Below are 26,282 nucleotides of genomic sequence, written 5' to 3'. Positions count from 1 at the left end.
ACTGTCGTAAACCCAGGAGACCGCCATGCTCGACCGCTGGGGTGCCTTCGTCGCCCGCCGGGCCCTCGCCGTGCTCCTCGCGAGCATCCTGCTCGCCCTCGGGGCCGGCGCCTACGGAGCCGGTGTCTTCGGGTCCCTGAGCCAGGGCGGCTTCGACGACCCCGGCTCGGAGGGCTACCAGGAGCTCGCCCGGGAGCGCGAGATCTTCGGCAACTCCACCGTCGACGTGGTGGCGATCTACTCCAGCGACGACCTCACCGTCGGCGACCGGGCCTTCCAGCGCGAGGTGGCCGGCGTCCTGCGCGACCTCCCGAAGGACGCCACGACCAGGGTCGTTGACTACTGGTCGACGCAGTCCCCGGCCCTGGTGAGCAAGGACAGGCACGCGACGCAGGTGCTCATCTCCCTCGCGGGGGACAGCCAGGACGACTACCTGCGCAGCTACGAGCGGCTCGAGCCGCTCCTCCACGCCGACGGCCTCGAGACGGACCTGGCCGGCGCCTTCGCGGTCTACTCCGACGTCAACGAGCGCACCTCGGAGGACCTGCGCCGTGCCGAGGAGCTGTCCCTGCCCATCGTCGCGCTGCTCGCCCTGCTGATCTTCGGCAGCCTCGTCGCCGCCTCGATGCCGGTGGTCGTCGGCGCCCTCGCCGTCGTCGGCGCGCTCGCGGTCGTGCGCCTGATCGCGGTCTTCACCGAGGTCTCGATCTTCTCGGTCAACGTGATCACGCTGCTCGGCATGGGCCTGGCGATCGACTACGCCCTCTTCGTGGTGAGCCGCTTCCGCGAGGAGCTCTCCAGCATCCCGGCGGACGACCCGGACGGCGTCGCCACCGCCATCCGCACGACGATGAACACGGCCGGACGCACGGTCTTCTTCTCCGGGCTCACCGTCGCGGCCGCCATGTCCAGCCTGCTGGTGTTCCCCCAGGCGTTCCTGCGGAGCATGGGGTACGGCGGCATCGCGGCCGTGCTGGTCGCGATGCTCGCAGCCCTCACCGCCCTGCCGGCGACGCTGCGCCTCCTCGGCCGGCGCATCGACGGCGGCCGCCTGCCGTGGCGCCGCCACCGCCCGGTCACGGTCGAGTCCGACCACGGCGCGTGGGCCCGCCTCGCGCATGCCGTGATGCGCCGGCCGGTCGCCGTCGTGGTGGCGGTGACCGTCGGGCTGCTGGTGATCGCGTCGCCCTTCCTGGGCGTCAAGTGGGGCAGCATCGACTACCGGATCCTGCCCGACGACTCCCCCGCCCACGTCGCGGCGGAGAAGCTCAACTCCGACTTCGGCCCCGAGACCTCGACCGCCTCGGTGCTGGTCGAGGGCGCGGGCCAGCGCGAGGTCGCGGCGTACACGAGGGACCTGCTCGCCGTCCCCGGCGTGAAGACCGCACAGCCCGTCGCCCAGGAGGGTGACGCCACGCTGCTGCAGGTGGCATGGCGCGGCAACAGCCAGAGCGAGCGGTCGCAGGACATCGTCCGGGCGCTGCGCGACGTCGAGGGCCCCGGTGAGGGCGCGCTCGTCGGCGGCCTGACCGCCGACACGGTCGACCTGACCGCGTCGGTCGCCGACCACCTCCCGTGGATGGCGCTGATCGTCGTGGTCGTGATGATGGTGCTGCTGTTCGTGGCGTTCGGCTCGCTCGTGCTGCCGGTCAAGGCGATCGTGATGAACGCCGTCTCGATCACCGCGTCCTTCGGCGTGATCACCTGGATCTTCAGCGACGGGCACCTCGAGGGCGTGCTCGGGTTCGAGTCGCAGGGCTTCCTCGACGCGACCAACCCGATCCTGATGCTGGCGATCCTCTTCGGTCTCTCGATGGACTACGAGGTCTTCCTGCTCTCGCGGGTGCGCGAGCAGTGGGACCGGACCCACGACAACGACCTGGCGGTGGCGACCGGCGTGCAGAAGACCGGCCGCATAATCACCTCGGCCGCCCTGCTGCTGGCGATCGTGATCGGAGCCTTCGGCATGAGCGGGATCGTCTTCATGAAGATGATCGGCATCGGCATGCTCGTGGCGCTGCTCATCGACGCCACCGTCGTGCGGGCGCTGCTGGTGCCGGCGACGATGAATCTGCTCGGCTCCTGGAACTGGTGGGCGCCCGCGCCCATGCGCCGCTGGTGGGACCGCTACGGCTTCCGAGAGGAGCCGCCTGCGCCGGCGCCGGCTGCCGACCGCGCCGACGTACTGGTCTGACCCTCACAGGCCGTTGGCGCTGAAGTGCTGGTAGTCCTTGAGGCTGTCCCAGTCGCCGCCCCACTCCCAGCCGATCCGGGCGAACGCCTCCACGACCGGGCCGTTGCGCAGGACCATCCCGGGCCGGGCCCAGCTGCGGCGCAGGTAGGCGCTCGCCAGCTCGGGCAGCACCACCTCGCCCTTGGCGTAGGGGTTCTGGAAGGTGTTGACGTCGATCGCGAGGCCGTAGGCGTGCTGGGAGAAGTACGACGCGCCGGTGCTGGGCCGGCACACGAAGGCACCCGTGCCGTTGCCGTCCCCGGTCGGCGGCGCGTCGGGGTCGTAGAACTCCACGATGACGACCTGCTCCTGGGGGAAGCGCTGGCGGTAGAGGATCCGGAAGGCCTCGACGATCCCGGCGGCCGCGCTGCGGTGCACGAGCAGCTCCCCGGTGTGCCGCTGCGCGTCGAAGCCCCAGAAGGTCAGCCGCACCCACGCGAGGTCGGTGCTCGCGACGGGGCAGCCCTCCCGCCAGGTCGACCGGTCGATCACGTGCGCCGGCGCCGGCGAGACCACCTTCGCGGCGTACCCCCGACCCGGCAGCATCGGCACCGGGTCGGCCAGCGTCCAGCGGCGGTTGCGGAGCACCGGCGGCGTGGGCCGCACCTCGCCGTACCCCGCCTCCGTGCGCGGCAGCTCGCGGGTGCCGAGCCAGGCCGGCGGGCGGCTGCCGAAGCCCCGCGCCGGGCACGGCTGGGTGCCGTCGCTGCGCGTGTCGGTGCAGGCGGCCTCGATACGGGTCTCGATACGCTCGCTGGCGCTCGCTACTCGACCCCCGGGATCGCTGGCGCTCGCTACTCGACCCCCGGGATCGCTGGCGCTCGCTACTCGACCCCCGGGATCGCTGGCGCTCGCTGGTCGACCAACGAGCGGCTGGGGAGTGCACGCGGCGAGCAGGCCAGAGAGCACCACGCCGACGACCGCCACCCGACCTCGCATGGCCGACACCGTACGTCGCACGACTGCCTGCCGGACACCTGCCGCTACCAGGTGACCCGCGGGTAACATTCGGAGTATGAAGCGCGACATCTACGACGAGGACCACGAGGCCTTCCGCGCCTCGGTCAAGGAGTTCCTGGACCGGTCGGTCATCCCGCACGTCGACCAGTACGCGGTCGACAAGGCCATCCCCCGTGAGTTCTGGCTCGAGGCCGGCAAGCAGGGCTTCCTGGGCCTGGAGATCCCCGAGGCCTACGGCGGCGCCGAGGCCGGCGACTACCGCTTCAACGCCGTCGTCGTGGAGGAGCTCAACAAGGTCAACGCGGCGCTCGGCTCCTGCTGGGGCATCCACGCCGACATCACCGCCCCCTACCTCGTCGAGCTCGGGACCGAGGAGCAGAAGCAGCGCTGGCTGCCCGGCGTGGCCTCGGGCGAGATCCTCCTCGCGATCGGCATGACCGAGCCGTCCGGCGGCTCCGACCTCGCCGCGCTGAAGACGACCGCCGTGCGCGACGGCGACGAGTGGGTCATCAACGGTTCGAAGACCTTCATCACCAACGGCTACTCCGCCGACCTCGTGATCACCGCCGTGCGCACCGACCCCGAGAAGGGCTCGAAGGGCATCACCCTGTTCGGCATCGAGACGACCAAGGAGGGCTTCAGCCGCGGCCGCAAGCTCGACAAGGTCGGCCAGGACGAGTCCGACACCGCCGAGCTCTTCTTCGAGAACGTCCGGGTCACCGACGCCGAGATCGTCGGCGAGCTCAACCAGGGCTTCATCCACATGATGCAGAAGCTCCCCCAGGAGCGGCTCGGATGCGCGATCTCGAACGTCGCGCACGCCAAGCAGATCCTGGTCGAGACCCTGCAGTACACCAAGGACCGCAAGGCCTTCGGCCAGTCGATCGGCCAGTTCCAGCACAACAAGTTCCTGCTGGCCGACCTCTTCACGCGCATCGAGGTCACCGAGGCCTACATCGACAAGTGCGTCGTGTCCCACGCCCGTGGCGAGCTCTCGCCGGTGGACGCGGCCAAGGCCAAGTGGTGGTCCTCGCAGGTGCAGAACGAGGTGCTCGACCACTGCGTCCAGCTGCACGGCGGCTACGGCTTCATGAACGAGTACCGCGTCGCCCGGGCCTGGCGCGACGCCCGGGTCTCCAAGATCTGGGCGGGCTCCAACGAGATCATGAAGGAGCTGATCGGACGCGACCTGGGCCTGTGACGGCCCTGAGCTGCTGATGACCAGGCCGTTCCGATGAGACTCTTCGTGGCGGCGATCCCGCCGGAGGACGTCACCGAGGACCTCGAGTCCTTCCTCTCCCCGCGCCGCGAGGCGGGGGACTTCCGCTGGTCGCTGCCCGAGCAGTGGCACGTCACGCTCGCGTTCATGGAGTCGGTGCCCGACCGCGTCCTCGACGACCTGGTCGAGCGGCTCGGTCGGGCAGCCGCCCGCCGCCACCCGATGGAGCTGCGGATCGCCGGTGGGGGCGCCTTCCCCCACGCCGACCGGGCGCGGGTGCTGTACGCCGCGCTGGCGGCGTCCGAGGACGACCGCGTCGAGCTCGGCCGGCTCGCCACCGGCGCCCGCGCGGCCGCGTCGAAGGCCGGTGCCGCTGTCGATGGCCGGCGCTGGCACGGCCACCTGACGCTCGCCCGGCTCGGCCGCCCGGCCAACGTGAGCAAGTGGGTGCGGCTGCTCGACGCCTACTCCGGGCCGGCGTGGCGGCTCGACGAGATCGCCCTCGTCGCGTCGTACCTCGGCGAGGGCCCGCGGAAGCGCCCCAGGTACGACGTGCTCGAGGTGTTCCCGCTCGGGACGCGTCGCCACTAGCCCGCCCCTGGGGCAGGATGGCAGGCATGCAGCTCGGGGTCCTCGGCACCGGCGACGTCGGTCGCGCCCTCGCCTCCGCGTGGCAGGCGGCCGGGCACGACGTGGTCGTCGGCACCCGCGACCCGGGCGCCACGCGCACCCGCGGAGACTGGCCCGACCACCTGGCGCTCGCGACGTTCGCCGACGCGGCCGCCGGCGCCGAGGTCGTCGTCAACGCCGTCAGCGGCGACCGCACGCTCGAGGCGCTCGAGCTCGCCGGCCACCTGACCGGCAAGGTCCTCGTGGACGTGAGCAACCCGCTGGACTTCAGCCAGGGCTTCCCGCCCAGCCTGCTGGTCGAGGACACCGACAGCCTCGCCGAGCAGGTGCAGCGCGCCCACCCCGGGGCGCGGGTCGTCAAGGCGCTCAACACCGTCAACAACGCGCTCATGGTGGCACCCGACCGGCTGCCAGAGGACACGACGGTCTTCGTGGCGGGCGACGACGCCGACGCCCGGACCGTGGTGGTGGGGCTGCTCCGCGACCTCGGCTGGCGCGACGTCATCGAGTTCCCGGCGCTGGAGGCGGCGCGCGGCCTGGAGATGTGGATGCCGCTCTGGCTCCGGCTCGTGCAGCGCCTCGGAAGCGCTCAGTTCAACCTCCGGATCGTGCGCTCCGCCGACTGACCGGGCGACTGAGAGCAGCCTTGCCTTGCTTGCGAGGCGTACGCCGCCGCGCTGGGATGGCGGGGTGAGCGCTGACGAACTCGGCACCCCCATCGGGCAGCACGACGACGAGCCGCACGACGGCTCGGTGTCCGCCCGGCTGAACTGGCTGCGCGCGGGGGTGCTCGGCGCCAACGACGGCATCGTCTCGGTCGCCGGCCTCGTGGCCGGTGTCGCGGGGGCGACCTCGGACCGGCACGCGATCCTGATCGCCGGCGGGGCCGGCCTCGTCGCAGGGGCGCTGAGCATGGCCGCGGGCGAATACGTCTCGGTGAGCACCCAGCGCGACTCCGAGCAGGGGCTGCTGGCCAAGGAGCGCGCCGAGCTCGCGGAGGAGCCGGAGGAGGAGCTCGCCGAGCTGGCGGACCTCTACGTGCAGCGCGGCCTGAGCCCCGACCTCGCCCAGCAGGTGGCCGTCGAGCTCACCGCCCACGACGCCCTCTCAGCCCATGCCGAGGCCGAGCTCGGCATCGACCCCGAGGCGCTGACCAGCCCCTGGCAGGCGGCGGTCGCGTCCATGCTCGCGTTCACGGTCGGCGCCCTGCTGCCGCTGCTGACGATCACCCTGTCGCCGGCCGACCTGCGGGTGTGGGTCACCGGACTGTCCGTGGCGCTGGCCCTCGCGCTGACCGGCTTCGCCAGCGCGCGCCTGGGCAGCTCGCCGACGGGCCGGGCCGTGGCCCGCAACGTCGCCGGTGGCGTGCTCGCGATGGTCGTCACCCACCTCATCGGGCAGCTGGTCGGCCCGCTGCTCTGAACGGCCGCTGTTCCAGCGGGGCGGGACCGGTCGAGGAGCGCAGCACCAGCTCGGGCCTGAACATGTACTCCATCGCCGGCACCGGCTGCCCCGAGATCGCGTCGACGAGCGCGGACACCGCGGCGGCGCCCATCGCGGCGACCGGCTGGCGCACGGTGGTCAACGGGGGGTCGACGAAGGCGATGAGCAAGGAGTCGTCGAAGCCGACGACCGAGAAGTCCTCCGGCACCCGCAGCCCCAGCTCGCGGGCCCCGCGGATGGCGCCGAGCGCCATGATGTCCGAGGCGCAGACCACGGCGGTTGCTCCTCGCGCGGCGAGCTGGCGGGTCGCCGCGGCGCCACCTTCCACGGTGAAGAGGGAGTCGGCGATCCAGCTCTCGGCTTCCTTCCGCGAGAGCCCGAGATGGGTCTCCAGCGCAGCCACGAAGCCCGCTCGCTTGCGCGCGGACGGGACGTAGCGCGCGGGGCCCGTGGCCAGCCCAATGCGCCGGTGGCCCAGCTGCACCAGGTGGGACACCGCCAGCTCTGCCGCCTCCCGGTCGTCGACCGAGACGAACGGCGCGGCCAGCCCCTCGGCGTACCCGTTGACGAGGACCACCGGCATGCCCCGGTCGAGCAGGGTGCGATAGCGCTCGTGGTCGGCCGTGGTGTCGGCGTGGCGGCCGGACACGAAGATGATGCCGGCGACGCCGTGGTCGAGCAGGGACTCGACGTACTCGTCCTCGGAGATGCCGCCGGGGGCCTGGGTGCAGAGCACGGGGGTGAACCGCCGGCGCGCGAGCGCGTCCTCGATGACCTGAGCGAACGCGGGGAAGATCGGGTTGACCAGCTCGGGCACCACGAGGCCGACGAGGCCCGCGCTGCGGCGGCGCAGCTTGGCGGGCCGCTCGTAACCGAGGACGTCGAGAGCGGTCAGGACGGCCTGGCGCGCAGCGTCGCTGACGCCGGGCTTGTCGTTGAGGACCCGGCTGACCGTCGCCTCACTGACGCCGGCCGAGGTCGCGATCTGCGCAAGGGTGGCCATGGGCGAATGAAACTACTCTTGCAGCGACAATGCAAGGGCTTCCATTTCTTGCAGATTTCTTGCTAGCCTCCCGGTGATCACTGTCACAAAGCCGAATCCCGCGTGACCCAGACCATGTGACACAGACCACAAGGAGCACACATGCGCCGCACGCTGACCGGCATCGCCGGCACCGCCGCGCTCGCCCTCGTCCTGGCCGCCTGCGGCAGCGACGGTGGCGACACCGAGACCGACACGAACACGGACGCCGCCCCGGAGGCCGGCAACCTCGAGGCCGAGCTGACCTGGTGGGACACCTCCGACCCGACCAACGAGGGGCCGGCGTTCGAGAAGCTGATCGAGCAGTTCAACGAGGAATACCCCGACGTCACGATCAACTACCAGTCGGTGCCCTTCGCCGAGGCCCAGAACAAGTTCAAGACCGCGGCCAAGTCCGGCTCCGGTGCCCCCGACATCATGCGCGCCGAGGTCGCCTGGGTGCCCGAGTTCGCGTCGCTGGGCTACCTCTACGCCCTCGACGGCACGCCGCTGCTGGAGGGCGAGGAGTTCCTCGAGACCCCCATGTCCAGCAACGTCTACGAGGACCAGACCTACGGCGTCCCGCAGGTCACCGACACCCTCGGCCTGATGTACAACAAGAAGCTCTTCGCCGACGCCGGCGTCGACGTCCCCACGACGTGGGACGAGGTCGCCGAGGTCTCCAGGACCATCGAGGAGAAGACTGGCGCCAAGGGCATCTACATCAACTCCGGCGGCTACTTCCTGCTGCCGTTCATCTACGGCGAGGGCGGCGACCTGGTCGATCCCGAGGCCCAGAAGATCCTGGTGAACTCGCCGGAGGCCGCAGCGGGCATCAAGACCGCGGCCGGCCTGGTGAAGAGCGGCGCGGCGCCCAAGCCCGACGCTGCGGACAGCTACGGCACGATGATGACCCTCTTCAAGGAGGGCAAGGTCGCGATGATCATCAACGGCCCGTGGGAGGTCAAGGCCATCTCGGACGACCCGAAGTTCGGTGGCTTCGAGAACCTCGGCGTCGCCCCGGTCCCGGCCGGCTCGGTCGAGGCCGGCGCTCCGGTCGGTGGCCACAACTACGTCATCTACTCCGGCATGGACGAGGCCAAGGCCGACGCCGCCATCGCGTTCGTCGACTTCATGAGCTCCGCGGAGTCGCAGGCCTTCATCGCCGACGAGCTCGGCCTGCTGCCGGCCAACGCCGGTGCCTACGACCTGGTCGCCGACAACGAGAAGGTCGCCGCCTGGAAGGCCGCGCTCGACGTCGCCAAGCCGCGTCCGTGGATCCCCGAGGGCGGTCTCTTCTTCGCCCCGCTCGACACCATGGCCACCCAGGTCCTGGTCCAGGGCAAGGACCCGCAGGCTGCTCTCGACGAGGCTGCCAAGACGTTCAAGGCCGACGTGGTCCCCGACTACTCCGAGTGACACCCCGCGTCGGGGGCCGGACCTGAGGCCCGGCCCCCGACGTCCACCCCCACGCAGACTTTTGTGGCCCACGACGGCCGCCGCACGCCGTACACGAGGGAGCCCCCATGACACTCGACGCCCCCGTCGACCTCGCGGACCACACGCCGCCGCCCGAGTCCGGCCGCGGCAGGCTGCGCCGCCTCCTCGACCGCAACTGGTTCGCCTGGGCGATGGTGATCCCCACCGTCGTGGTGCTCGGCGTGCTGGTGTTCTTCCCCCTCGTGCAGGGCGTCTACCAGTCCTTCACCAACCTCAACGAGGGCAACCAGCAGTCCGAGATCTGCACCAAGACCCTCGGCGGCGGCGAGGTCTGCAAGCCCAACCCCAAGCAGGCCGAGTTCGTCGGGCTCGACAACTACAAGCGGATCCTCACCGGTGAGACCGGCAAGTTCTGGCTGCAGTTCACCAACACGATCGCCTGGACCCTCGCCTGCGTGACGTTCCACTACTCGATCGGCCTCGGCCTCGCGGTGATGCTCAACCGCAGGTTCAAGGGCAGAGGTCTCTATCGGGTGCTGCTGATCGTGCCCTGGGCGGTGCCGGCCTTCGTGTCGGCGTTCGCCTGGAAGTTCCTGTTCAACCACGACTTCGGGCTCATCAACGCGCTGCTCACGCAGGTGGGTCTCGACCCCGTCGAGTGGTTCAACCACCGTTGGACCGCGATCTTCGCCGCCGTCGTCACCAACATCTGGCTGGGCGTGCCCTTCATGATGGTCGCCCTGCTCGGCGGCCTCCAGTCGATCAGCGGCGACCTCTACGAGGCGGCGTCGATGGACGGCGCGAGCCCGTGGCAGCGCTTCCGGAACATCACCCTCCCGGGCCTGCGACCGGTCTCGGCGTCCGTGATCCTGCTGGGCACGATCTGGACGTTCAACATGTTCCCCATCATCTTCTTCGTCACGGGCGGCGAGCCGGCCGGAGAGTCCGAGATCCTCGTGACCGGAGCGTTCCGCGCGGCCTTCGAGGGCCTGCGCAACTACTCGCTCGCCGCGACGTACGGCGTGCTGATCCTCTCGATGCTGGTGGTCTTCGCCGGCGCCTACCGACGGATGCTCAGGAACCAGGGAGAGGTGTTCTGATGAGCGAGATCCTGGCCGCCGAGGCCGTCGCGACCGGTGACGCCACCGAGCCCCGCAAGGCCTTCGGGCCTCCGCCGCGCCAGCGCCGGGAGCGCAGCCCGCTGGCCTCGCTCGCCCTGCACGGCACGCTGGTGCTGGCCGTCCTCATCGCGCTGTTCCCCGTGGTGTGGGTGTTCCTCAGCTCGCTCAAGCCGCCGAGCGAGATCCGCCGCTCCGAGATCAGTCTCTTCAACAGCCCCAACCTCGAGAACTACAAGTCGGTCCTCCTGGACACCCCGTTCCCGACCTGGTTCCTCAACTCGGTCGTCGTCGCAGGGTTCACGATGGTCATCGGCATCTCGATGTCCGCGACGGCCGGCTACGCGCTCGCGCGCTTCAACTTCGCCGGCAAGCGCGGACTGATGTGGCTCTTCCTGATCACCCAGATGTTCCCGGTGGCCATCCTGATCGTGCCGATCTACACGATCATGGCCAACCTCGGGCTCATCGACACCAAGCTGAGCCTGATCATCGCCTACTGCTCGACCGCCGTGCCCTTCTGCGCCTGGATGATGAAGGGCTACTTCGAGACCATCCCCCGCGAGCTCGACGAGGCGGCGTCGCTCGACGGCCTCGGTCCGTTCAGCACCTTCTGGCGGGTGATCCTGCCGCTGGCCCGGCCCGGCATCGCGGTCACGGCCTTCTACACCTTCCTCACCGCGTGGGGCGAGGTCGCCTACGCCATCGCCTTCATGCAGACCGACAGCCACCTGACCCTCGGCGCCGGCCTGCAGCAGTTCGTGCCGCAGTTCAACCAGCGCTGGGAGCTGCTCACCCCGGCCGCCATCCTGATCATGGTCCCCGCGGGCATCGTGTTCTTCTTCGCCCAGAAGCACCTGGTCGGAGGCCTCACCGCGGGCGGCACCAAGGGCTGACCTCGGCGTGGCCCTCCCTGCCAGACTGCGGGCAGGACCACTGCGAGGAGGCACCCCTTGTTCGAAACCTTCGGCGACCTGCCGCTCCATCCGCTCGTCGTGCACGCCGTGGTCGTGCTCGGCCCGCTCGCGGCGCTCTGCCTGGTGGGGTACGCCGCGGTGCCGAGGTGGCGGGTCGGGCTGCGCTGGCCCATGCTGCTCCTGGCCGCGGCCGCGGCGGGTGCGGGCTATGTGGCCAAGGAGGCCGGGGAGTTCCTCCGCGACGCCCTCTTCCCCGACCAGGTGCCCCCGCCGGTGGCCGAGCACGCCGCGGCCGGCGACCTCGCGGCGATCTCGCTCTACGTCCTGCTCGGGACCGCGCTGGTGGTCGTCCTCCTCGTGCCGGTGCGCGAGGCCGCCCGTGTGCCCGCGCTCGCGGGCCTGGTGCTGGCCCTCGGCGCAGCGGCCTTCGCGGGCTACGCCGGCTTCGAGGCCGGCCACTCCGGCGCGACCGCCGTCTGGGGCGGCATGCTCCGCTGAGCCGCCGCCCGCGCAGGGTCAGCCGAGGTGGCGGACGATGTCCTCGACCCGCTCCTTGGCGTCGCCGAAGAGCATCCGGGTGTTGTCCTTGAAGAACAGCGGGTTCTGCACGCCGGCGTAGCCGGTCGCCATCGACCGCTTGAAGACGATCACCTCGCGCGCGTGCCACACCTCGATGACGGGCATGCCGGAGATCGGGGAGCCGGGCTCCTCGACGGCGGCGGGGTTGACGGTGTCGTTGGCGCCGATGACCAGGACCACGTCGGTGTTCGCGAGGTCGCCGTTGATCTCGTCCATCTCGAGCACGATGTCGTAGGGCACCTTGGCCTCGGCGAGCAGCACGTTCATGTGGCCCGGAAGGCGGCCGGCGACCGGGTGGATGCCGAAGCGGACGTCGACGCCCTTCGCACGCAGCTTGGCGGTGAGCTCGGCGACGGGATACTGCGCCTGCGCGACCGCCATGCCGTAGCCCGGCGTGATGACGACGCTCTTGGCGTCGACCAGCAGCTCGGCCGCCTCCTCGGCGAAGACCTCGCGGTGCTCGCCGTAGTCGCGCGCCTCCCCCGACACCGCTCCGTCGGAGCCGAAGCCGCCGGCGATGACGCTCACGAAGGAGCGGTTCATCGCCTTGCACATGATGTAGCTCAGGATCGCACCGGAGGAGCCCACCAGGGAGCCGGTGATGATGAGCAGGTCGTTGCTCAGCATGAAGCCGGCGGCCGCGGCGGCCCAGCCGGAGTAGGAGTTGAGCATCGACACCACGACGGGCATGTCACCGCCGCCGATGGCCGCGACCAGGTGGAAGCCCAGGAACAGCGCCAGCGCGGTCATCAGCACGAGCGGCACCAGCGCGACGTCGGAGTCGACGGACATGAACCAGCCGAGCAGGACCGCCGACGCGACCAGGATCGCCAGGTTGAGCAGGTGGCGGCCGGGCAGGGCGAGCGGCCTGGAGCTCATCCGCGCGCTCAGCTTGGCCCAGGCGACGACCGAGCCGGTGAAGGTGACGGCGCCGATGAAGACGCCCAGGTAGACCTCCACGTCGTGGATCGCGTCGAGCGAGCCGCCGATGTCGTGGGCCTCGAGGTGGGAGTTGTAGCCCACGAGCACGGCGGCGATGCCGACGAAGGAGTGCAGCATCGCAACCAGCTCGGGCATGCCGGTCATCTCGACGGTGCGGGCGCGCCAGGCACCGATCAGGCCGCCGACCAGCATGGTGACGAGCACCAGCGGCAGGGTCACGGCGAGCGAGCGCTGGTCGGGCAGCACCTCGGCGTTGCTGGCCGCGAGCACCAGGGTGGCGACCAGCGCCAGCCCCATGCCGATCATGCCGAAGACGTTGCCGCGCTTGGCCGTCTCGTGCTTCGACAGCCCCGCCAGCGCGGCGATGAACAGCACGGCCGCGATGATGTACGCCGCCTGGACGAGCCCGGGCAGCCGCTCGGAGGTGAGGAACTCGGTCACGGGTCAGTCCTTCCGGAACATCTGGAGCATGCGCAGCGTCACCAGGAAGCCACCGAAGATGTTGATGCTGGCCACCAGCACGGCGACGAGGGCGAGCGCGGTGACCGCGAGGTTGTCGCTGCCGACCTGCAGGATGCCGCCGACCAGGATGATCCCGGAGACGGCGTTGGTCTCGCTCATCAGCGGCGTGTGCAGGGCGTGGGCCACGTTGGAGATCACGTAGTAGCCGACGAACACGGCGAGCGCGAAGACGGTGAAGTGCCCGAGGAAGGACGTGGGCGAGTACGCCGCGACGAGGGCGAAGAGCACGGCCGCGAGCGCCCCGCCGAAGAGCTTCTTCCGGGGGTCGACCGGCTTCTTCTCCTTCTTCTCCACCGGCGCGACGGCGGCCGCGGGGGCGGCCGGGGCCGCGCTCACCTGGACCGGCGGCGGGGGCCACATGGCCTCGCCGTCGAGCACCACGGTGATGCCGCGCTGGACCACGTCGTCCATGTCGAGGGTGAGCTGGCCGTCCTTCTCGGGGGTCAGCAGCTTGAGCAGGTTGACGACGTTGGTGCCGTAGAGCTGGCTGGTCTGGGCTGCCAGCCGGCTGGCGAGGTCGGTGTAGCCGAGGATCGTGACGAGGTTGTCGGTCACGAACCGCTCGTCGGTGCGAGTCAGCTCGGTGTTGCCGCCGTTGGCGGCTGCCATGTCGACGATCACGGAGCCACTGCGCATGCCGGCGATCGTCTCCGCGGTGATCAGCTTGGGCGCGGGGCGGCCGGGGATCAGCGCGGTCGTGATGACGATGTCGGCGGCCCTGGCCTCCTCGTCGTACATCGCGGCGGTGGCGGCCTCCTGCTCGGCCGTCATCTCCTTCGCGTAGCCGTCGGCGGAGACCTCGGTCTCCATGTCGACGGTGACGAACTCCGCGCCCATCGACTCGACCTGCTCGGCCACCTCGGGCCGGACGTCGAAGGCGCGCACGATCGCGCCCATCGCGCCGGCGGCGCCGACCGCGGCCAGGCCGGCGACACCGGCACCGACCACGAAGACCCGGGCGGGCGGCACCTTGCCGGCGGCGGTGACCTGGCCCGTGAACTGCCGGCCGAACTCGTGGGCGGCCTCGATCACCGCGCGGTAGCCGGCGACGTTGGCCATGCTGGAGAGGACGTCCATGGACTGCGCCCGGGAGATGCGCGGCACGGCGTCCATTGCGAGCGCGGTCACGCCGGCGGCCTGCAGCTTGTCGAGCAGCTCGGGGCTCCTGGCCGGCGCCATCAGCGAGATGATCGTGGCGCCGCGCCGGAGCCGGGCGATCTCCTCGTCGTTCGGGGCGTTGACCTTCACGACGACGTCGGAGGACCAGACCGTGTCCGCGTCCGCGACCCCGACCCGGGCGGCGGCGAACGCCTCGTCGGTCTGGTCGGCCGCGACACCTGCACCGGACTCGACCACGACGTCGTAGCCGAGCTGCTTGAGCTGGCCGGCTGTGGCGACCGTGGCCGCGACGAGCTTCTCTCCCGGCTTCGACTCACGGGGGATGCCGATCCGCACGGATGCCTCCTGAGGGTTGGGGACGTGGGAAACGTACACGCGCGGGATTTCGGCTCGGCGCCCGTCTCAAGGCCCACCGCGGCCTTGACACATTTGATCGATCCAGAGCGTCGACCTGCGGCCGGTCAGTGCGCGACGCCGTACATCCGGTCGCCGGCGTCGCCCAGGCCGGGCACGATGTAGCCCTTGTCGTTGAGCCGCTCGTCCAGCGCAGCGGTGACGACCGTCACCGGGGCCGCGAGCCCGTCGAGGCCGGCCTCCAGCCTGGCCAGGCCCTCGGGGGCGGCCAGCAGGCAGATCGCCGTGATGTCGTCGGCGCCGCGGTCGGTGAGGAAGCGGATGGCCGCCGCAAGGGTGCCGCCGGTGGCCAGCATCGGGTCGAGGACATAGCACTGACGACCGGACAGGTCTTCCGGCAGCCGCTCGGCGTAGGTCGACGCCTCGAGGGTCTCCTCGTTGCGCAGCATGCCGAGGAAGCCGACCTCCGCGGTCGGCAGCAGGCGCATCATCCCGTCGAGCATGCCGAGCCCCGCACGGAGGATGGGTACGACGAGGGGCTTGGGCGTCGCGAGCTTGACCCCGGTCGTCGGCGACACGGGCGTGGTGATGTCTGCGGCGATCACCCGGACCTCCCGCGTGGCCTCGTAGGCGAGCAGCGTGACGAGCTCGTCGCAGAGCCGGCGGAAGGTCGGGGAATCGGTGTCCTGGTCGCGCAGCGTGGTGAGCTTGTGGGAGACGAGCGGGTGGTCGACGACCTGGGTGCGCATGGCGCCAACCTAGTGCCTCGACAACAGGGTTGGCGGTGCGGACGATGTCTGCGACGCTTGACGTGACGGCACGCTGCGCACCGACGAAGGGGACCGGATGTCCGACCAGATCGAGGAGGTCGACTTCGCCCTGGCGGCATACCGCGAGGACGGCGTCTGGCAGCTCCAGGAGATCGCGTCGCCGGCGTATGCCACCGTCGAGTCACTGGCCCACGCACTGCGCCGGCTGCCAGGCGACGGGGGTGCGGTGGGCATGGTCGCCGTCGACGAGGACTTCTTCGTCCTCGTCCGGGTGGCCGGGCAGTCCACGCGCGTGCTGCTCTCCGACGTGACCGCCGCGGAGGAGTGGGAGCTGGCCCAGTCGGCCGTCGACTTCCTCGGCCTCCCGCCTCCGGAGGACGAGGACGCGCAGGAGCCCGCGGGCGACCTCGGCCTGCTGGAGGACCTCGGCATGCACGCGATGGACATGGGGGTGCTGATCGACGACTTCGAGCTCTACCCCGACGAGATGCTGAGCGACATCGCCCGGCGCCTGGGCTTCGGCGAGCTCTTCGACGACGCCGTCGGCCTCACCTCTGCGTGAGGGCGCCTGAGTGAGGACGCCTGCATGACCGGCCCCTGGGACGGGGCGATGCGGCTCGCCCTGGCGGAGGCCGAGGCCGCGCTCACGACCGACGACGTGCCCGTCGGCGCCGTCGTACTCGACCCGGACGGCGCGCTGATCGGCGGAGGTCACAACCTTCGCGAGGCGACGGGTGACCCGACCGGCCACGCGGAGGTGGCCGCCCTGCGCGAAGCCGCGGCGACCCGCGGGAAGTGGCGGCTCGACGGCTGCACGCTCGTGGTGACCCTCGAGCCGTGCACGATGTGCGCCGGCGCCCTGGTGCTCGCGCGGGTGGAGCGGCTGGTCTTCGGCGCCTGGGACGAGAAGGCCGGCGCCGTCGGCTCGCTGTGGGACGTCGTGCGCGACCGTCGGCTCAACCACCGCCCCGAGGTCGTCTCCGGGGTGCTCGCCGACGAGGCGGCGGCGCTGCTCGAGGGGTTCTTCGCCGAGCGCCGCTGAAGGCCGTCAGCGGAGCGCGGCAGCCTCTCGGGCGAGCCGCTCGACCGTCGCCCAGTCGCCGCTGCGCACGGCGCCGGACGGCGTGATCCAGGACCCACCGACGCAGCCGACGTTGGGCAGCGCGAGGTAGGTCGGCGCCGTGGCCGCGGTGATGCCGCCGGTCGGGCAGAAGCGCGCGGCCGGGACGGGCGAGGCGATCGAGGAGAGGTACGCCGCGCCGCCGGAGGCCTCGGCGGGGAAGAACTTCATCTCGGTCTGCCCGGTCTCGAGGACGGCGAGCACCTCGGACACGGTCGCCGTGCCCGGCAGGAACGGCAGGCCGGTGGCGGTCATCGCGGCCAGCAGCGCGGGCGTCGCGCCGGGCGAGACGAGGAACCGTGCCCCGGCCTCCCGCGCCTCCTCCGCCTGGGCCGGGGTCACGATCGTGCCCGCTCCGACCAGGATCTCCGGCACCTCGGCGGCGATCGCCCGGATCGCCTCGAGCGCCACGTCGGTGCGCAGGGTGAGCTCGATGGCGGGCAGCCCGCCGGCGACCAGCGCCCTCGCGAGCGGGACCGCGTCGGCCAGCCGGTCGACAACGACGACCGGCATCACGGGCACGACGTCGAGGACCGACGCCGACGCCGGGAGCTCAGCTGTGCTGGACAACGGGGACCTCCTGGGCGGGGACGGGGTGGCCGGGGAAGACGCTGGCGCCGAGGTCGGCCGGGCCCACGGTAGCCCGGAAGGCGGCGAACAGCTCCCGGCCGGTTCCGGCCCACTCCGGACCATCGAGCGCCCGGCCCGACGGCGTACGGCCGCGCAGGTCGGCGTCGATCGACAGTGACCCGGTGACCGCGTCGATCGTGACCAGGTCGCCGTCGCGCACCCGGGACAGCGGCCCGCCGAGCGCCGCCTCGGGGGTGACGTGGATGGCCGCGGGCACCTTGCCGGAGGCGCCCGACATCCGGCCGTCGGTGACGAGGGCGACCCGCTGCCCACGGTCCTGGAGGACACCGAGGGCAGGGGTCAGCTTGTGGAGCTCGGGCATGCCGTTGGCGGCCGGGCCCTGGTAGCGGATCACCGCGACGAGGTCGTGGCCGTCGAGGCGGCCCTCGCCGAAGGCGGTGAGGAAGTCGTCCTGGTCGTCGAAGACCAGCGCGGGCGCGCTGACGACCCGGTGCTCGGGCTTGACCGCCGAGGTCTTGATGACCGCGGTGCCGAGCCCGCCGGTGAGCACCTTGAGCCCGCCGTCGGGGGCGAACGGGTCGTCGGCGGGGCGCAGCACGTCAAGGTCGAGGCTGGCCTTCGGCCCCTCCTCCCAGGTCAGCGAGTCTCCGCGCAGGTGCGGCTCGCGGGTGTAGTGCGACAGCCCCCGGCCGGCGATCGTGCGCACGTCCTCGTGCAGCAGCCCGGCCCCGAGCAGGGTGTGCACCAGGAAGCCGATACCGCCCGCGGCCTGGAAGTGGTTCACGTCCGCCGCGCCGTTGGGGTAGATCCGGCACAGCAGCGGCACCACGGCCGACAGGTCGGAGAGGTCCTGCCAGGTCAGCTGGATGCCGGCCGCGCGGGCGATCGCCACGAGGTGCATCGTGTGGTTGGTCGAGCCGCCGCTCGCGAGCAGCGCGACGCAGGCGTTGACGATCGCCTTCTCGTCGACGATCTCGCCGACCGGCGTGGGCTCGCCGCCCTGCCGGGTGATCGCGACCGCCCGGGCCGCGGCCGCCTTCGTGAGGGCCTCGCGCAGCGGCGTACCGGGGTTGACGAAGGACGACCCCGGCAGGTGGAGGCCGAGCACCTCCATCACCAGCTGGTTGGAGTTGGCGGTGCCGTAGAACGTGCAGGTGCCGCGCGAGTGGTAGGACGCCGCCTCGGCGTCGAGCAGCTCGGCGCGGCCGACCTTGCCCTCGGCGTAGAGCTGGCGCACACGCGCCTTCTCGCCGTTGGGCAGTCCGGACTCCATCGGGCCGGCCGGCACGAAGACGGTCGGCAGGTGGCCGAAGGACAGGGCGCCGATCAGCAGGCCGGGCACGATCTTGTCGCAGACGCCGAGCATCACGGCACCGTCGAACATGTCGTGACTGAGCGCGATCGCCGTCGACATCGCGATCACGTCGCGGCTGTAGAGGGAGAGCTGCATGCCCGCGCGGCCCTGGGTGATGCCGTCGCACATGGCGGGCACGCCGCCCGCGACCTGGGCGAGGCCGCCGGCGCGGATCGCCGCCTTCTTGATCACCGGCGGGTAGTCCACGAACGGCTGGTGCGCCGAGAGCATGTCGTTGTAGCTGGTGACGATCGCCAGATTGGGCTTCACCCGGCCGCGGAGCGCGGTCTTCTCGACCGGCTCGGCGGCGGCGAAGCCGTGCGCGAGGTTGGCGCAGCCGAGGCCGGCGCGGGCGGCGTCGGCGGTCGGCTGGGCGGCCGCGCGGATGCGGTCGAGGTACGCCGCGCGACTAGCCTCGCTGCGCTCGACGACCCGTGCGGTGACGGCTGAGATGACGGGGTGGAGGGTCATGCGTGCTCCTGCCAGGTCCGGCCGTCACGCTCGAGGAGCATGGCGGCGGCGGTCGGCCCGCTGGTGCCGGCCGGATAGGTCTTGGGACGGCGGTCGGGGGTCTCGGCCCACCGCTGGAGGATCGGCTCGACCCACGTCCACGCGGCCTCGACCTCGTCTCGCCGCATGAACAGCGTCGGGTTGCCGCGGATGGTGTCCATGATCAGCCGCTCATAGGCGTCGGGCGAGCGCTCGGAGAACGCGGTCGCATAGCTCAGGTCGAGCGAGACCGGCCGCAGCCGGATGCCGCCCGGGCCGGGCTCCTTCGCCGTCATGTGCAGGCGCATGCCCTCCTCGGGCTGCACCTGGATGTGCAGGCGGTTGGCCGTGGTGGGGCCGGAGGCATGGGGGAACATCGCGTGCGGCGGCTCCTTGAAGACCACCACGATCTCCGACACGCGGCGGTCCATCCGCTTGCCGGTGCGCAGGTAGAACGGCACCCCGGCCCAGCGCCAGTTCTGCACCTCGGCCTTGAGGGCCACGAAGGTCTCGGTGCTGCTGCCCGCGTGCCCGAGGTCCTCGGCGTACGACGGCACCACCGCGCCGTCGACGACGCCCTGGCCGTAGGCGCCCCGCACGGTGTCGCGGTCGACGTCCTCGGCGGTCATCGGCTTGAGGGCCTGGAGCACCTTGAGCTTCTCGTCGCGGACGGTCTCGCGGCCGACGTACGTCGGGGGCTCCATGGCGACGAGGCAGAGCAGCTGGAGGAGGTGGTTCTGCACCATGTCGCGCAGCGCGCCGGCGTGGTCGTAGTAGCCGCCGCGCTCCCCCACGCCGAGCGTCTCGGCGACGGTGATCTGGACGTGGTCGACCCAGTGGGAGGACCACAGCGGCTCGAGAAAGGTGTTGGCGAAGCGGGTGACGAGGAGGTTCTGGACGCTCTCCTTGCCGAGGTAGTGGTCGATGCGGAAGATCTGTGCCTCGTCGAAGACCCGGCCCACGGCGTCGTTGACGCGGCGCGCGGAGTCTAGGTCGGTGCCGATCGGCTTCTCCATCACGACCCGTGAGGATGGCTCGACGACGCCGACCTGCTCGAGCCGCTCGCAGATCGGGCCGAAGAGCGCCGGGGAGACGGCGAGGTAGAACACCCGGACGCGCTCGGGGTCCGGGCGCTCCTTCAGCAGGCCGTGGAGCAGGTGCCAGTCGTCGGGGGTCTCGGCGTCGAGGGTGAGGTGGTGGATGCGGTCGAGGAGCCGGCCGACGGCCTCGGCCTCGAGGTCGCCCGGGGCGACGTGGGTCTGGAGGGCCTCGCGGACCACGAGGCGGTAGCCGTGGTCGTCGAGCTCGCTGCGGGATCCGCCGATGATGCGGGTGCCTTCGGGCAGCTGGTGCTCGCGCTCCCGGTGGTAGAGCGCGGGCAGCAGCTTGCGCAGCGCGAGGTCGCCGGTGCCGCCGAAGACGACGAAGTCGGAGGCGGGGAGCCCGGTCGTGGGCTCAGTGGTCGGCAGGGACATGCAGTCCACCGTAGGCGCGAAGTATGTTCAATGCAAGCATCACTTAGGCTTTTTTTGTGCGTAAGTGATAGTGGTAGTGGCATGTCCCCGTGCTCCTTCGGCCCTACGATGCGATCCCATGAGTGAGTCGGCGGGCGAGATCCTCGGGCTGGTGCGATCCGGCCGGGCTGCCACGCGCGCGGACCTGCGCCGCCTCACCGGCATGTCCCGCACCGCCGTCGACAGCCGCCTCGCCGCCCTCGCGGATGCCGGGCTGCTCCTCCTGGGCGAGGAGCTCCCGTCCACCGGGGGCCGGCCCCCGGCCGGCCTGGTCCTCAACGCCACGGCCGGCGTGGTGCTCGCCGTGGCCATCGGCCGCTCGCGCGCCCAGCTCGCTGTCTTCGACCTGGCCGGCACCGAGATCGGCGTCTCCGAGGTCGCGCACGAGCACGGCGCCGGGCCCGACGCCGTACTGCCTGCCGTCGCGGATACGCTCGCCGACCTCCTCGCCGACGTGCCGCACCCCGTCCTGGGGGTCGGGCTGAGCCTGCCCGGCACCGTCGACCCGGTGCGCCGCGTGAGCATCGACTCGCCGGTGATGGCCGGCTGGGACGGCGTCGACCTCGCGCCGTACCTCGCCGCCGTGACCACCGCCCCCCTCCACCTCGGCAACGACGCCGACGTGCTCGCGCGGTCGGAGCGGCTCGGCCACGCCGCGGCGTACGACGACCTGCTGGTCGTGAAGGCCTCGACCGGGCTGGGCCTCGGGATCATCGCGGACGGCCGCGTCGTCAGCGGCCACCTCGGTGCCGCCGGCGAGATCGGGCACACCAAGGTCCCGGCGGCCGAGGGGCTCCGGTGCCGGTGCGGCGACACCGGCTGCCTCGAGACCGTCGCCGGCGGGTGGGCGCTGGTGTCGCGGCTCGACCCGCCCGTCTCCCACGTGCGCGAGCTGACCGCCCGCGCCGTCTCCGGTGACGCGGACGCGAAGGCGCTGCTGCGCGAGAGCGGACGCCAGCTCGGCGAGGTGCTCGCCATCGCGATCAACCTGCTCAACCCGCAGGCGGTCGTGATCGGCGGCGACATGGCGGCGGCCTTCGACGTGTACGCCGCGGGGGTGCGGGAGAGCGTCTACGGCCGCGCCTCGGCCCTCGCGACTCGCGACCTGCAGGTGCTGCCCGCGACCTTCGGCGACCGGGCCGGGCTGGTCGGCTGCGCCGCCCTCGCGCTCGACGAGGTGCTCAGTCCCTCGGCCGTCGACGCTCGGCTGCAGGACGCCGCCCGCACGGCGTAGGCCCTCCTGCCCGGCTCGATTTCAGCGGCCCGTTCACCGTCCGGTAATCTCACCGGCGGTGACGTGTCCGAGCGGCCTAAGGAGAACGCCTCGAAAGCGTTTGTGGGCGCAAGTCCACCGAGGGTTCAAATCCCTCCGTCACCGCCAGCCAGCGCAGACCGGGTCCTTCGGGGCCCGGTCTGCTGCATTTCCGGGGCCGGCTGCCTGACGGCTAACTGGTCACCGGTCGCCACCGGGTCGAGCCTGACCACCCGCTCGAACACACCGAGGCCACGACTGTGCTCGCGGAGCGAGGCACCACCGCCAGCGCCTCACCGACGTGGCCCGCGACATGTCGGCGAACACGGCGCTCATCGCTGCCCTCCGGGGCGCCCCGGACGTCCGCGCTGACCGCGACGTCTAGGTCCTGGCGGCTGAGTGGCCCCGCAGTAGGGTGGTGAGACCCGGCCGCGCACTCGGGTGCGGCCCGAGGGGAGGCCCGCGTGGAGTCGAGGACAGCCTTGCTGGGGCTCCTCACGCGAGCAGTGGCCGCCACCGAAGCCCGCGCTCCACTGACACTGCGCCTGTGCCTGGCCTTCAGCGAGCTCACCCACAGCCAGGGCGGGGCGATCAGCATGGGCTTCGCGTCGGCGGAGCGCGTGACTCTGAGCGCCACCAACGAAGCCGCCCGCAGGATCGAGGAGCTGCAGGACGTGCTCAGGGAGGGACCGAGCCTGGACGCCTCCCGGACCGGTGAGGCGGTCGGCGGCCTGACCCGCGCGGAGCAGACACGGCGGTGGCCGATGCTGAGCGAGAACCTCCGGTCACTGGACGGACAGCTCGTGCTCCACTCCTACCCGATGCGACCCGAGTCCACGGTGCTGGGAGTGCTGACCGTGCACCAGAGCGAGGACCTGGGCGTCCGGCTCCCGGTCGGCGAGGCCCAGTTCCTCGCCGACGCCGTCGGCATCGCCATGCTCGGCGAGCTCGACGCCGACGCGATCCTCGAGGCGACCTTCGGCGACCACACCTGGCACGACCAGGACGCCATCGCGACCGCGACCGGCATGGTGATCGCGCAGCTGCGCATCTCCCCCGCCGACGCCCTGGCAGTGCTGCGCGCACACGCCTACGCACACGACACGACCTTGGTCCGGGTCAGCGAGCAGGTGCTCGCCCGTACGATGGACTTCCGGGCCGGCAACGACGAAGCGAGCCGATGAGCCGGCGAGCGCGAAGCCTGACCTCCACGTCTCAGAACGGCGCGAGGACCACCAGCACGTCGCCCTCCTGCACCACGTCCCCGGCGGTCACCTTGATCGCCGTGACGGTGCCGGGATGCTCGGTGAGCACCGGGATCTCCATCTTCATCGACTCCAGGAGCACGACCGTGTCGCCTGCTCCGACCGTGTCCCCGACCTCGCAGTCGACGCTCAGGACGTTCGCGACCATCTCGGCCAGGATCTCGATCGACGACGGGGTGCGTGCCATGGCGCCGACGCTAGCGGATGCCCCGGCGTAGGCCGTGGCCTCAGCGAGTCTCGGCAGGGCTCAGAGCGCGGCGAAGCGCGAGGGCTCCGGCCGGTGGGCCGCAGCCTCCTCGGCCCGGCGGGCCCGGGCGCCTCGCGGACCGGTGAGCGCCAGGTCGGCCCGGATCACCAGGTAGCCCAGCGGCAGGCCGACGACCAGTGAGTAGAGGGCCCGCAGGGCGGCGCCGATGAAGGAACCGGCGGGGTCAAGCAGAGCGGCGGCCATCGGCACGGTCGCTGCGACCCCGAACGCGCAGACCCACCAGCCCTGGCGGCGGCGGGCCCGCATGTGGCAGCCCCAGACCAGGGCCGGGATGCCGAGCAGCGCGACGATCGGGCGGGGGAACGCCCCGATGGTCTCGGTGGCCCAGTCGACGAGGCCGTTGACCGGGCCGACGACGCCGGACCCGCCGTACCTCCTCAGGAGCTCGGCGTAGGCCAGGGTCACCACCAGCAGGACGGCGCCGACGCTGACGGTCACCACGCCGCGGCGGCCCAGGCCGTGGAAGCCGGCACCGAGGCGGAAGACGACCGAGAAGACGAGCAGCAGCGCCAGCCCGAGGGACGCGTAGTCGAACCGCGTGACCACGACGGTGGGCGAGAAGCCGATGGCTGCCATGGCCGTGAGCCCGGCGACCAGCGTGGCCACGAGGACCTCCCGGACCGCGCGGAGGTAGGTGCGGGCGGGCACGGTGAGCATCACCGCCAGGACCCCGCCGACCACGCAGGTCATCACCGCGGCGCCGGTGCGCAGCACCTCGTGGTCGATCAGGACGGCGGCGGCTCCCAGCACCAGCGCCAGGCCGCCTGCGACGACCGCGCGGCCTCCGGTGCGGGTGGCCAGCGCCCAGGCGAGGGCGGTCACCACCGCGACCGCGCCGGCGTCGTCGAGCTGGCGCGGCGGCAGCCCCATCGCGGCCGCGACCAGGGCGGCCAGGCCGCCCGCGGCCACCAGGAAGCAGCCCAGCCAGGCCAGTGCCCCGAGGCGGCTGCGGGCCGGCGGCTTGGAGGCCGGGCGCGGCGCTGGCGTGCTGACGGGCGGTGTCGCAGAGGTCTCAGCCGCGCGTGGCGCGGGCGTCTCGGCTGCGGCGGCAGGAGGGTTCGCGGGGTCCGGGACGGCCCGCCCGGTGGTCTCCGGCTCGCGGCGCTCCTGCTCGCGGCGCTCCGGCTCGCGGCGCTCCGGCTCGCGGTGCTCCGGCTCGTGGTCCTCCCGGCCGTCGTGCTCCCGCGCGACGTCCTCGTGCTCGTAGACGAACGCCTGGACGGGCCGCTGCTGGACCGGGGTGGGGCGGACGCGCCACCGCGGGGCCGGTCGCTCTGCGATGCGACGGCCCTTCGAGGGGCGCTGGCCGGAGGTGGACACGAGCGACGAGGTTACAGCCGTCGGTTGACCAGGGACGGGTTGGTGCGACGCGCCTCGTCGAGCACGTCACGCGTCAGCGTCGCGTCGAGGACCTCCTCGGCGGTCCCGCCCTCGACCAGCACGTCGCCGAGCGGGTCCACGACCAGCGAGTGGCCGCAGTAGCGCGGCGGCGGCTGTCCCACCGCCACGACGTAGACGGTGTTCTCGATGGCCCGCGCACGCACCAGCGTGCGCCAGTGCTCGACCTTCCGCGGCCCGGCCACCCACGCCGACGGCACGACCAGCGCCTCGGCGCCGGCCGCGACCAGGGCCCGGGAGAGCTCGGGGAACCGCAGGTCGTAGCAGGTCATCAGGCCGAGCCGCCATCCGTGCAGGTCCACGACGACGGGCTCGACGGGGCCGCCGACGAGCCGGTCGGACTCGCGGTAGCCGAAGGAGTCGTAGAGGTGGATCTTGCGGTACGCCGCCTCGGCGACGCCGCGCATCACGAGCGTGTTGAACGGTCGGCCCGGGTCGGAGGAGGTCTCGAACATGCCCGCCAGCACCGTCGTGTCGTTGGCGGCGGCCACCTCGGCCACCTCGGTCGCGAAGGGGCCGTCCTGGGCCTCGGCGTAGGGGCCGAGGTCCGACCCGGGCTCCCCGAAGTCGCGCGCGAAGGCCTCCGGGAAGACCACCAGGTCTCCTCCGGCTGCCGCGCCCTGGGCCAGCCGGGCCCGGTTGGCCGCGGGGTCGAGGGAGCTGCCCCACTGGACGAGGGTCACGGTGAGTGCGTCGGTCACGCCCCCCAGACTGCCAGCCGTGGCAGGAGGTAGTAAGGGAGGAATGGACGAGAGTGGCCGGGATCTCGTCCATTCCTCCCTGAACTACCCGGGCCCGAGGGGTGACAATCAGCGCGTGGACTTCGACCTCTCGGCCAGCGGCTTCCGCGGCATCGTGCTCGCGGGCGGCACGGCCGCGCGCATGGACGGCATCGACAAGGGCTCGATCGAGATCGGGGGCCGCACGCTCCTCGAGCTCGCCATCGAGGCCTACCTCGACGCCGACGAGGTGGTGGTGGTCGGCCTCGAGACGGTGCGCACGGACCGGCCCGTGACCTTCACGCGCGAGGACCCGCCCCGCGGCGGCCCGGTCGCGGGGCTGCTCACCGGCGTCGACGCCATGCTCCGTCCGCCCGCGCTGGTCGGCGTGCTGGCCGTCGACATGCCCCACGTCACGGCGTACACGATGCGCAGGCTGCGCGAGGCCGCCGTCGGCCGCGACGGCGCGTTCCTCTCGCGCGACGGGCGGCGGCAGCTGTGCGGCGTCCTCGACGCGGCCCGGCTCGCCCAGGTGCGGCCGGACCTGGAGCACCAGCACGGGATGGCGTTGCGCGACCTCCTGGACCCGCTCGACCTCGCCGACGTGCCGGCGGCCGAGCGCGAAGGGATCGACATCGACACGTGGGAGGACCTGCGCGACCTGCAGGAGTGAGGCCGAACCGGTTGCGGCGCGGGCTCGGCAAGAGCACATTGGGCACTGTGAACCTCCACGACTGGATCGATGAGCTGAGCGACGTGCTCGACGTCGAGACTGAGGTCGACGAGGCCCTGGTGCTCGACCTGGCCCGGGAGGCGGCACACAACGTGCAGCGCACCGCGGCGCCCATCACGACGTACCTCCTCGGCATCGCCGTCGGCTCGGGGGCGAGCAGCCCCGACGAGATCGAGGCCTTGGCAGCCCGCGCCCAGCTGCTCGCCGAGAAGTGGGACCGCCCGGCCGACGCGCCCGACCCCCACGAGATCGACGACCCCGTCCCGGACGACTCGTTCGTCGACCACACGGGCGAGTCCTTCGACGAGTAGG

General features: G+C 71.9%; 26 protein-coding genes and 1 tRNA gene. 16 read left to right on the top strand and 11 right to left on the bottom strand.

Translation table 11 applies throughout. The annotated features are described in order from the left end of the window. Positions 1 to 25: 25 nt before the first annotated feature. On the top strand, positions 26 to 2,194 hold the full coding sequence (locus tag DDE18_RS12665; protein WP_116572639.1) for an MMPL family transporter: 2,169 nt from the start codon (positions 26 to 28) through the stop codon (positions 2,192 to 2,194). 3 nt (positions 2,195 to 2,197) lie between these two features. Here DDE18_RS12665 and DDE18_RS12660 read toward each other — a convergent pair whose 3' ends face one another. Next, the gene (locus DDE18_RS12660; RefSeq protein WP_116572638.1) at positions 2,198 to 3,172 is read right to left on the bottom strand and encodes a M15 family metallopeptidase; all 975 of its coding nucleotides are present in this window, start codon (positions 3,170 to 3,172) and stop codon (positions 2,198 to 2,200) included. A gap of 76 nt (positions 3,173 to 3,248) precedes the next feature. Between DDE18_RS12660 and DDE18_RS12655 the strand changes: the two genes are divergently transcribed. From DDE18_RS12655 to DDE18_RS12640, 4 genes are all read left to right on the top strand, one after another. Further along, the gene (locus DDE18_RS12655; RefSeq protein ID WP_116572637.1) at positions 3,249 to 4,394 is read left to right on the top strand and encodes an acyl-CoA dehydrogenase family protein; all 1,146 of its coding nucleotides are present in this window, start codon (positions 3,249 to 3,251) and stop codon (positions 4,392 to 4,394) included. A 33-nt stretch (positions 4,395 to 4,427) separates the two neighbouring features. Beyond that, a complete protein-coding gene (gene thpR, locus DDE18_RS12650; RefSeq protein ID WP_116572636.1) occupies positions 4,428 to 5,003 on the top strand; it encodes an RNA 2',3'-cyclic phosphodiesterase in 576 nt (191 codons plus the stop codon). Positions 5,004 to 5,029: 26 nt separating this feature from the next. Then, positions 5,030 to 5,668 carry an NADPH-dependent F420 reductase gene (locus DDE18_RS12645; RefSeq protein ID WP_211754534.1) on the top strand — a complete coding sequence of 213 codons (639 nt, stop codon included), beginning with the start codon at positions 5,030 to 5,032 and terminating at the stop codon, positions 5,666 to 5,668. Between the two features lie 64 nt (positions 5,669 to 5,732). After that, positions 5,733 to 6,464 (top strand): VIT1/CCC1 transporter family protein, encoded by a 732-nt coding sequence (locus DDE18_RS12640; RefSeq protein WP_116572634.1) that lies wholly within the window; start codon positions 5,733 to 5,735, stop codon positions 6,462 to 6,464. Here the strand turns inward: DDE18_RS12640 and DDE18_RS12635 are convergent. Further along, positions 6,433 to 7,488, bottom strand: coding sequence for a LacI family DNA-binding transcriptional regulator (locus DDE18_RS12635; protein ID WP_116572633.1), 1,056 nt, complete (start codon positions 7,486 to 7,488; stop codon positions 6,433 to 6,435). The genes DDE18_RS12640 and DDE18_RS12635 overlap by 32 nt on opposite strands. Before the next feature lie 141 nt (positions 7,489 to 7,629). Here DDE18_RS12635 and DDE18_RS12630 point away from each other — a divergent pair, with 141 nt between their 5' ends. The 4 genes from DDE18_RS12630 to DDE18_RS12615 all read left to right on the top strand — a co-directional run bounded on the left by DDE18_RS12630 (position 7,630) and on the right by DDE18_RS12615 (position 11,479). Then, positions 7,630 to 8,925: an extracellular solute-binding protein gene (locus DDE18_RS12630; protein WP_116572632.1), complete on the top strand. Its 1,296-nt coding sequence runs from the start codon at positions 7,630 to 7,632 to the stop codon at positions 8,923 to 8,925. Positions 8,926 to 9,032: 107 nt separating this feature from the next. Further along, positions 9,033 to 10,046, top strand: coding sequence for a carbohydrate ABC transporter permease (locus DDE18_RS12625; RefSeq protein WP_211754533.1), 1,014 nt, complete (start codon positions 9,033 to 9,035; stop codon positions 10,044 to 10,046). Next, positions 10,046 to 10,960, top strand: coding sequence for a sugar ABC transporter permease (locus DDE18_RS12620; RefSeq protein ID WP_116572631.1), 915 nt, complete (start codon positions 10,046 to 10,048; stop codon positions 10,958 to 10,960). Before DDE18_RS12625 ends, DDE18_RS12620 begins: the two co-directional genes overlap by 1 nt. Before the next feature lie 57 nt (positions 10,961 to 11,017). Continuing rightward, the gene (locus DDE18_RS12615) at positions 11,018 to 11,479 is read left to right on the top strand and encodes a DUF2231 domain-containing protein (RefSeq protein WP_116572630.1); all 462 of its coding nucleotides are present in this window, start codon (positions 11,018 to 11,020) and stop codon (positions 11,477 to 11,479) included. An 18-nt stretch (positions 11,480 to 11,497) separates the two neighbouring features. On the opposite strand, the gene pntB is transcribed toward DDE18_RS12615, so the two are convergent. The 3 genes from pntB to upp form a co-directional block, all read right to left on the bottom strand. Continuing rightward, positions 11,498 to 12,943, bottom strand: coding sequence for a Re/Si-specific NAD(P)(+) transhydrogenase subunit beta (pntB, locus tag DDE18_RS12610; protein ID WP_116572629.1), 1,446 nt, complete (start codon positions 12,941 to 12,943; stop codon positions 11,498 to 11,500). Between the two features lie 3 nt (positions 12,944 to 12,946). Continuing rightward, positions 12,947 to 14,479, bottom strand: coding sequence for a Re/Si-specific NAD(P)(+) transhydrogenase subunit alpha (locus DDE18_RS12605; protein WP_116572628.1), 1,533 nt, complete (start codon positions 14,477 to 14,479; stop codon positions 12,947 to 12,949). 125 nt (positions 14,480 to 14,604) lie between these two features. Continuing rightward, entirely contained in the window at positions 14,605 to 15,246 is a 642-nt protein-coding gene (gene upp, locus DDE18_RS12600) for a uracil phosphoribosyltransferase (RefSeq protein ID WP_116572627.1), read from the bottom strand. A 97-nt stretch (positions 15,247 to 15,343) separates the two neighbouring features. On the opposite strand from upp, the gene DDE18_RS12595 reads away from it, so the two are divergent. Both DDE18_RS12595 and DDE18_RS12590 read left to right on the top strand, forming a co-directional pair. Further along, positions 15,344 to 15,829 (top strand): tRNA adenosine deaminase-associated protein, encoded by a 486-nt coding sequence (locus DDE18_RS12595; protein ID WP_116572626.1) that lies wholly within the window; start codon positions 15,344 to 15,346, stop codon positions 15,827 to 15,829. A 24-nt stretch (positions 15,830 to 15,853) separates the two neighbouring features. Continuing rightward, a complete protein-coding gene (locus tag DDE18_RS12590; protein WP_245916660.1) occupies positions 15,854 to 16,309 on the top strand; it encodes a nucleoside deaminase in 456 nt (151 codons plus the stop codon). Positions 16,310 to 16,315: 6 nt separating this feature from the next. Here the strand turns inward: DDE18_RS12590 and eda are convergent, their stop codons facing one another. From eda to zwf, 3 genes are read right to left on the bottom strand one after another with little or no spacing between them, the layout of a single operon-like run. Next, positions 16,316 to 16,957, bottom strand: coding sequence for a bifunctional 4-hydroxy-2-oxoglutarate aldolase/2-dehydro-3-deoxy-phosphogluconate aldolase (eda, locus tag DDE18_RS12585; RefSeq protein ID WP_116572625.1), 642 nt, complete (start codon positions 16,955 to 16,957; stop codon positions 16,316 to 16,318). Next, positions 16,941 to 18,803 carry a phosphogluconate dehydratase gene (gene edd / locus DDE18_RS12580; RefSeq protein WP_116572624.1) on the bottom strand — a complete coding sequence of 621 codons (1,863 nt, stop codon included), beginning with the start codon at positions 18,801 to 18,803 and terminating at the stop codon, positions 16,941 to 16,943. The genes eda and edd overlap by 17 nt, the downstream gene beginning before the upstream one ends. Continuing rightward, positions 18,800 to 20,296: a glucose-6-phosphate dehydrogenase gene (zwf, locus tag DDE18_RS12575; protein ID WP_116572623.1), complete on the bottom strand. Its 1,497-nt coding sequence runs from the start codon at positions 20,294 to 20,296 to the stop codon at positions 18,800 to 18,802. The genes edd and zwf overlap by 4 nt, the downstream gene beginning before the upstream one ends. 118 nt (positions 20,297 to 20,414) lie before the next feature. On the opposite strand from zwf, the gene DDE18_RS12570 reads away from it, so the two are divergent. From DDE18_RS12570 to DDE18_RS12560, 3 genes are all read left to right on the top strand, one after another. Next, the gene (locus DDE18_RS12570; protein WP_116572622.1) at positions 20,415 to 21,569 is read left to right on the top strand and encodes an ROK family protein; all 1,155 of its coding nucleotides are present in this window, start codon (positions 20,415 to 20,417) and stop codon (positions 21,567 to 21,569) included. 57 nt (positions 21,570 to 21,626) lie between these two features. Continuing rightward, a tRNA-Ser gene (locus DDE18_RS12565) sits at positions 21,627 to 21,716 on the top strand. 335 nt (positions 21,717 to 22,051) lie between these two features. Beyond that, positions 22,052 to 22,771, top strand: a complete 720-nt coding sequence (locus DDE18_RS12560) for an ANTAR domain-containing protein (RefSeq protein ID WP_133241224.1) — start codon at positions 22,052 to 22,054, stop codon at positions 22,769 to 22,771. Positions 22,772 to 22,802: 31 nt separating this feature from the next. On the opposite strand, the gene DDE18_RS12555 is transcribed toward DDE18_RS12560, so the two are convergent. The 3 genes from DDE18_RS12555 to DDE18_RS12545 are packed head-to-tail and all read right to left on the bottom strand — an operon-like array spanning position 22,803 to position 25,219. Further along, the gene (locus tag DDE18_RS12555) at positions 22,803 to 23,039 is read right to left on the bottom strand and encodes a biotin/lipoyl-binding carrier protein (RefSeq protein WP_116572620.1); all 237 of its coding nucleotides are present in this window, start codon (positions 23,037 to 23,039) and stop codon (positions 22,803 to 22,805) included. Between the two features lie 60 nt (positions 23,040 to 23,099). Then, positions 23,100 to 24,440: a hypothetical protein gene (locus DDE18_RS12550; RefSeq protein WP_116572619.1), complete on the bottom strand. Its 1,341-nt coding sequence runs from the start codon at positions 24,438 to 24,440 to the stop codon at positions 23,100 to 23,102. Positions 24,441 to 24,451: 11 nt separating this feature from the next. After that, positions 24,452 to 25,219, bottom strand: coding sequence for a carbon-nitrogen hydrolase family protein (locus DDE18_RS12545; protein WP_116572618.1), 768 nt, complete (start codon positions 25,217 to 25,219; stop codon positions 24,452 to 24,454). Positions 25,220 to 25,334: 115 nt separating this feature from the next. On the opposite strand from DDE18_RS12545, the gene mobA reads away from it, so the two are divergent. Then, entirely contained in the window at positions 25,335 to 25,910 is a 576-nt protein-coding gene (gene mobA / locus DDE18_RS12540; protein ID WP_245916659.1) for a molybdenum cofactor guanylyltransferase, read from the top strand. Positions 25,911 to 25,957: 47 nt separating this feature from the next. Next, positions 25,958 to 26,281, top strand: a complete 324-nt coding sequence (locus DDE18_RS12535) for a DUF6457 domain-containing protein (RefSeq protein WP_116572616.1) — start codon at positions 25,958 to 25,960, stop codon at positions 26,279 to 26,281. The last annotated feature ends 1 nt before the right edge of the window (position 26,282 follow it).

It is taken from the genome of Nocardioides gansuensis (assembly GCF_003076135.1).
GTDB classification, from domain to species: Bacteria; Actinomycetota; Actinomycetes; order Propionibacteriales; family Nocardioidaceae; genus Nocardioides; species Nocardioides gansuensis.
The sequence above is the reverse complement of the archived record's forward strand: the minus strand, read 5'-3'. Positions and strand labels throughout refer to the sequence as shown.

Excerpts from the sequence above, each read along its gene's own strand:
- DDE18_RS12665 (WP_116572639.1), top strand. The coding sequence starts at position 26 with ATGCTCGACCGCTGGGGTGCCTTCGTCGCCCGCCGGGCCCTCGCCGTG.
- DDE18_RS12660 (WP_116572638.1), bottom strand. The coding sequence starts at position 3,172 with ATGCGAGGTCGGGTGGCGGTCGTCGGCGTGGTGCTCTCTGGCCTGCTC.
- DDE18_RS12655 (WP_116572637.1), top strand. The coding sequence starts at position 3,249 with ATGAAGCGCGACATCTACGACGAGGACCACGAGGCCTTCCGCGCCTCG.
- thpR (WP_116572636.1), top strand. The coding sequence starts at position 4,428 with ATGAGACTCTTCGTGGCGGCGATCCCGCCGGAGGACGTCACCGAGGAC.
- DDE18_RS12645 (WP_211754534.1), top strand. The coding sequence starts at position 5,030 with ATGCAGCTCGGGGTCCTCGGCACCGGCGACGTCGGTCGCGCCCTCGCC.
- DDE18_RS12635 (WP_116572633.1), bottom strand. The coding sequence starts at position 7,488 with ATGGCCACCCTTGCGCAGATCGCGACCTCGGCCGGCGTCAGTGAGGCG.
- DDE18_RS12630 (WP_116572632.1), top strand. The coding sequence starts at position 7,630 with ATGCGCCGCACGCTGACCGGCATCGCCGGCACCGCCGCGCTCGCCCTC.
- DDE18_RS12625 (WP_211754533.1), top strand. The coding sequence starts at position 9,033 with ATGACACTCGACGCCCCCGTCGACCTCGCGGACCACACGCCGCCGCCC.
- DDE18_RS12620 (WP_116572631.1), top strand. The coding sequence starts at position 10,046 with ATGAGCGAGATCCTGGCCGCCGAGGCCGTCGCGACCGGTGACGCCACC.
- upp (WP_116572627.1), bottom strand. The coding sequence starts at position 15,246 with ATGCGCACCCAGGTCGTCGACCACCCGCTCGTCTCCCACAAGCTCACC.
- DDE18_RS12595 (WP_116572626.1), top strand. The coding sequence starts at position 15,344 with ATGTCCGACCAGATCGAGGAGGTCGACTTCGCCCTGGCGGCATACCGC.
- DDE18_RS12590 (WP_245916660.1), top strand. The coding sequence starts at position 15,854 with ATGACCGGCCCCTGGGACGGGGCGATGCGGCTCGCCCTGGCGGAGGCC.
- edd (WP_116572624.1), bottom strand. The coding sequence starts at position 18,803 with ATGACCCTCCACCCCGTCATCTCAGCCGTCACCGCACGGGTCGTCGAG.
- zwf (WP_116572623.1), bottom strand. The coding sequence starts at position 20,296 with ATGTCCCTGCCGACCACTGAGCCCACGACCGGGCTCCCCGCCTCCGAC.
- DDE18_RS12570 (WP_116572622.1), top strand. The coding sequence starts at position 20,415 with ATGAGTGAGTCGGCGGGCGAGATCCTCGGGCTGGTGCGATCCGGCCGG.
- DDE18_RS12555 (WP_116572620.1), bottom strand. The coding sequence starts at position 23,039 with ATGGCACGCACCCCGTCGTCGATCGAGATCCTGGCCGAGATGGTCGCG.